Raw genomic sequence first — 5685 nt, 5'->3', positions numbered from 1 at the left:
CATTTAGGGGGATCAACTCGATACCGCTTTTGGCAAACTTGCGCTTTAAGGCCGCACATACCATGCCGCCGTCCCATGGTCCCCAGTTAATGGAGACGACCTTGCAGTCCGGACGCGATAGCGACTCCTGTTGCGCGATCTTATTGAGTATTTCATTGGCCATGGCATAGTCGACCTGGCCGTTGTTTCCCATGCGGGCGGCCACAGAAGAAAAAAGTACAAGATACCTGAGAGCATCCTGTTTGGTTGCTTCCAGCAATACATTGAGGCCCTGGACTTTGGGATCGAAGACATTTTCAAACTGCTCCATGGTCTTATCTATAATCAAACGATCTTGCAGGGCACCGGCGCCGTGAATAATACCTTTTATGGGGCCGTGAGTTGAGCGAACTTCATCAAGAATCGCGCTGACAACATCAAAATTGCGGACGTCAGCCGAATAGTAAAACACAGCTGCGCCGTCTTTTTTGATTTGTTCCAGATTTCTTGTAATTTCGCGATTTGCCATATGCTTTTTGAATGCTTTTTCAATCTGCATGGGCGTTGCCGTGGTGCCGCTGTATTCGTTTTCAAGGATCGCTTTTTTGACCTGGGCCTCTTCTTCCAGCGCAAGCAGCCACTCGGGTTCGGGGGAGGGCCGGGGAGATCGTCCCAGCAGAACGAGAGTGGGTTTTACATGCTTTGCCAACGCAGCTGCCGCTGAAGCGGTTACACCGCGGGCCCCTCCCGTAACCACCACAACGTCGCCCGCATTGAGCTCTATGTCACCCTGGGGGTATGGTGCCGCTTCAAGCTTTAAAATATTGCGGGAGTCGGAATCCAGGCCGATTTCGACGGGCTCGGAAAGGTCGGCATGAATCAGTTCTGATACAACGACTTGGGCCATTTCTTTATTTGCTTCCCATTGCGGAGCGATGTCAAAGGCGCGGCAGCAGACACCGTCCCATTCAATCGAGGCGGTTTTGGCAAGACCGGCGAGTCCGCCCTGCAAAGGATCGGCAAAGCCCTGGCCTTTAAAGCCGAAGGCGCCGTCCAGACGCGTTATAGTCGCTAAAAAAGCGCCGGCTTTTGCTGCGGAATCGATAAGGTCCGGCGCCAGATAATTGGTCAGCAAAAAAGCGTCTTTGAGGAATTTAGTGCCTTGTTGATCTATCCGGCTCGCATGATTCAAAACATTGTCGGCCACAATGACCAGGCCGGCAGCTTTGCTGACAGCGTTGTTGTTGTTTAGTATTTCCGGCAGGCTGTCAACGGGGATAAGGGCGGTATCGATATTATTGGATGCAAATTCATCAGCCACGGCTTTGGCAAGACCGGTTTTGTCATCGGTGACAAAAACCTTGCGGCCGGCGGGCAGCGCCAATCGATCACCGGGATTAAACGGTTTCTCGACAATGGAAACAACCTTTCTTTCGATTCCGGCTGCCGAATCTTGAGGTGAAACGTCCACCAAAGCATCGTTGGTACTGACGGCCGGTGCTGTTGATTCAACCATATCCGGCTTTGATAATGCGTGGGAAGCGGTTGCAGTTTCATTTTGAGCAGCATCGGTTTTATCAGCATCAACATCCGCGAGGTATGCGATGATCTGGCCCAGGGTTTTCAGGCTTCCCATGATTTCGGGGGAAACAGGCGGCAGGCCGGGCACTTTTTCTTCCAGGGTGGAAAGTATCTCAACCCGTTTGATGGAGTCGATGCCCAGATCGGCCTCAATATCCATGTTCAGGTCGAGCATCTCTGCGGGATAACCGGTCAATTGGCTGACCACCTCCAGCATGCTGTTCTCCAGAGCCTGATGTTCTACATCAAGTGACGGTTCATCTGCAATTTTGGCATGCGCAAGAGTGTCGTTGTCGATATCTTCCGTAAGGTAATCGATAATCTGACCCAGGGTTTTCAGGCTTCCCATGATTTCAGGGGAAACAGGGGGCAGGCCGGGCATCTTTTCTTCCAGGGTGGAAAGTATCTCAACCCGTTTGATGGAGTCGATGCCCAGATCGGCCTCAATATCCATGTTCAGATCTAACATCTCTGCGGGATAACCGGTCAATTGGCTGACCACCTCCAGCATGCTGTTCTCCAGAGCCTGATGTTCTATATCAAGTGACGGTTCATCTGCAATTTTGGCATGCGAAAAAGTGTTGTTTTCGATATCTTCCGTAAGGTAGTCGATGATTTGCCCCAGAGTTTTCAGGCTTCCCATAATTTCAGGGGAAACAGGGGGCAGGCCGGGCATCTTTTCTTCCAGCGTGGAAAGTATCTCAACCCGTTTGATAGAGTCGATGCCCAGATCGGCCTCAATATCCATGTTCAGATCTAACATCTCTACCGGATAACCGGTCAATTGGCTGACCACTTCCAGCATGCTGTTTCCCAATTCTTTTTGAGAACTGCCGGGCGGCAGGGGCGTTTTTATGTCGGTTGTCAAGTCAGGTTCCCGGATCAAAGCCGAGGCTGCTTCGGATTCCGCTGAAGCCGGTTGCAGCGCCTGGTCGTAAGGCGTTTTGTGGGTAACTTGAGTGTCCGCAATTTGTTCTTCGGGTTCAAATCGTTTAAGGCTGCGGTCGGATTTGAAATTGGAAGGGCCAACTTTTGTTTTTAGTCCAAGTGAAGCTTCCGCCAGACGCTGGGTATTTTCCATCATATTCTGCAGAGTGCGGCCGGCCTCGCTCTGGGTCTGTAAAAATATCTGATGAGTTTCGGCTGTCTGCGCTTGGAGCGCCTGCATCGATTGCAGGCCTTCTTGAACAACCTTTAAAGCATCCAGAATGAACTTTTCTTGTTGCTGCGTGTTCTTCATGGTGTTTGTATTTCCACTATCGGAACGCTTTTGGTCGGCTGACGCTGCGGGTCGGTTGGATGGCGGTTCCGGAGGTGTTGACGGGCGATAATTTGCACCTGCAATGGGAATGCTCATAAGCTGTTTTCGCGTTTGCGTGCGAGTCTCCTGCCATCTGCTTAAATCAACCCGATGGCCCAGGGAGGCAATCCGGCTAAGTGTTGCGGCAAGATCGGCCAGTCCGGAGCGTCTGCCCGCGGAATCATCCAGAGCCAGGGCTTCAAAGTCGCGATCTTTTAAAATCGCTTTTACAAGTCCGGTCAAAACCGATTTGGGGCCGACCTCAATATAGGTGCTAACGCCGGATTCATATAAATTTTCGATCTCACTTACAAAATCGACAGGGCACAGTAGATGTTCACCCAGCAGTTTTTTAGCTTCTTCAGGATCATTCGAATAGGGGGTGCCGGTTGTGTTGGAAAAAACCGGTACGTCTGAAGGCTTGATGTCGATTGCTTTTAAGGCCAGTTGGAAAGGTTTCTGGGCATCTTTTACCAGAGGGCTGTGAAAAGCAGCCGATACCGGTAAAAGGATTGATTTGAATCCTTGCTGCTTGCAAATTTTTTCAGCCCGGGAAATCTCTTGGATTGATCCTGACAAAACCCCTTGCCGGGGACTGTTTCTGTTGGCCAGAACGACATCTAAATCTGACTTATTGATCATAGCAGCCAGTTCGTTCAGGGGGGCTTTGACCGCCAGCATGGCGCCCTTAGTTTGACCGGCGGTTGCCATCAAGCGGCCCCGGGTAACGGCAAGGTGCAAAAACGTATCCAGATCGATCCAGCCGGCGGCACACAGAGCCGAGAATTCACCAAAGCTGTGCCCGCAGGTTGCGTCCGGTTGAAGGCCGAATCCTTGCAGAATCTGCTGCATGGCAATGCTCACGGCACCGATAGCGGGTTGAGCGATATCCGTTACTCTCAACCTTTCCTGCTGTTTTTTGTTTTCCCGGGCAGTCAGGGCAGGGGGCGGGTAAATAAAATCAGTGATACAAGCTGAGCTTTCGATTTTTTGGTTTACATTTTCCAGAATTTTGAAAGCCTCCGGAAAAGTGCAGACAAGATCACGGCCCATACCGACATACTGGCTGCCCTGGCCCGGAAAAATAAAAGCAATCTTGCCGGACTTAGCTGAGCATCCATAGTATATGTTCTTTGCATGCCACGAACTTGTTGTGCCGTTTGACTCCAGGGCATGTGAGACACGGTCAAACAGACGCGCAAGATCCATGGAGCGTTCCAGGACTATCAGGAGACGGCAGGGGTCTGTCGGGGAAAAAGCGCTCCTTGTTTGAGAGGCTTTGATAGAAACTTCTTGAAAGGAGGCATTGCTTGCGATGGCAGCTTTCAAGCTGTTAAAATGTTCGACAAGCTCCTGTGGATCGGGAGCCGACAGCGCCGCGATTTCAACGGCTCCGTCCCAGGAAACAACTTGTTTGTCTTGGTGGTATTCTTCGAGCACCAGATGGAAATTGCTGCCGCCGAAGCCGAAAGCACTGAGACCTGATCTGCGCGGGTGATCCTTGTGCGAGAACCAGGGCCTGGTCTCCGTGTTCAGGTACAGGGGGCTTTCATGGATCTTTAAATTGGGATCGGGCTGGTCGACTTTCAAGGTCGGCGGCAGGACTTTGTGATGCAGGGCCAGTGCGATCTTCATCAGACCGGCCGCGCCGGCTGCGGCCTTGGTGTGGCCGATCATCGATTTTACCGAGCCCAGGGCACAACGGTTTTCATTTTTGTTCGCGTTTTCCAAAAGCCGGTTTAAGGCCTGAAACTCAACTGCGTCTCCAACTCTTGTGCCGGTGCCGTGGGCTTCAAAAAGCCCGACGGTAGCAGGGTCTATGCCGGCTTCCTTGTACGCCGTTTGCAGTGCTTTAAGCTGTCCTTCAGCCCTGGGTGCATAAATGCTCTGTGATTTTCCATCGCTGGAAGATCCCATGCCTTTGATAACCGCATAAATTTTGTTGCCGTCGCGTCGGGCATCTTCCAGCCGTTTGAGAACAAATAATCCCACCCCTTCGCCCAGCACCGTGCCGTCGGCGTCTTTTGAAAACGGTCTGATATCTCCTGTGGGTGACAGCACACCGGTCTTGGAAAAACACATATGCATGAAGATATCGTTCAGCATATCGACACCACCGGTGATAACCATGTCGCTGTGTCCGGATAACAGCTCTAAAACCGCAAGATGGACGGCGCTCAAAGAGCTTGCACAGGCAGCGTCAACGGCACAGTTGGTACCCCCGAAATCAAGCCGATTACAAATCCTGCCGGCGATAACGTTTCCCAAAAGCCCCGGAAACGAGTTTTCCTGCCATGACACGTAGGAATCGGATATTTTATTGATTATTTCTGCGGTCTTTTCAGAATTAATTCCCGAACTTTCCAGGGCTTTGCGCCAGATGGGGTGTCCGAGCCGAGCGCCCAGAGGGATGACAAGTTCCTGGGTGCCGGTTACACCTAAAATTACACTGGTTCTATCGCGATCAAATGCTTCGCTTTCTCCATAACCGGCATCTTCAAGGGCTTTTTGGGCGACGACCAGACCAAAGAGTTGGGCGGTATCAGTGGCTTCAAGTAAATTAGGTGGAATTCCGAATTCAGTGGGATCGAATGAAACCGGTGAGATAAAACCGCCGCGCTTGCAGTAAACGTGATCCGGTTTTTGGGGATCATTATCATAATAATCATGCGGCGACCAGTGGCTGGGCGGTACCTCGGTTATGGCATCCTCACCGTGAAAGAGCAGGCGCCAGTAACCTTGCAGATCGGAAGATTTTGGGAAAATGCATCCCATGCCAACGATGGCAACCGACTCTTTTGGTCCATTTTTATTATTTGTTGACT

General features: G+C 51.3%; 1 protein-coding gene. It reads right to left on the bottom strand.

Annotated elements, in window-relative coordinates; translation table 11 throughout:
* On the bottom strand, positions 1–5685 hold a 5685-nt coding region (locus V3S16_RS00515), incomplete at both ends, for an SDR family NAD(P)-dependent oxidoreductase (RefSeq protein ID WP_413882716.1).

Origin of the sequence: Candidatus Desulfatibia sp., from assembly GCF_036446775.1 — a bacterium.
Taxonomy (GTDB): Bacteria; Desulfobacterota; Desulfobacteria; order Desulfobacterales; family UBA11574; genus Desulfatibia_A.
The sequence above is the reverse complement of the archived record's forward strand: the minus strand, read 5'-3'. Positions and strand labels throughout refer to the sequence as shown.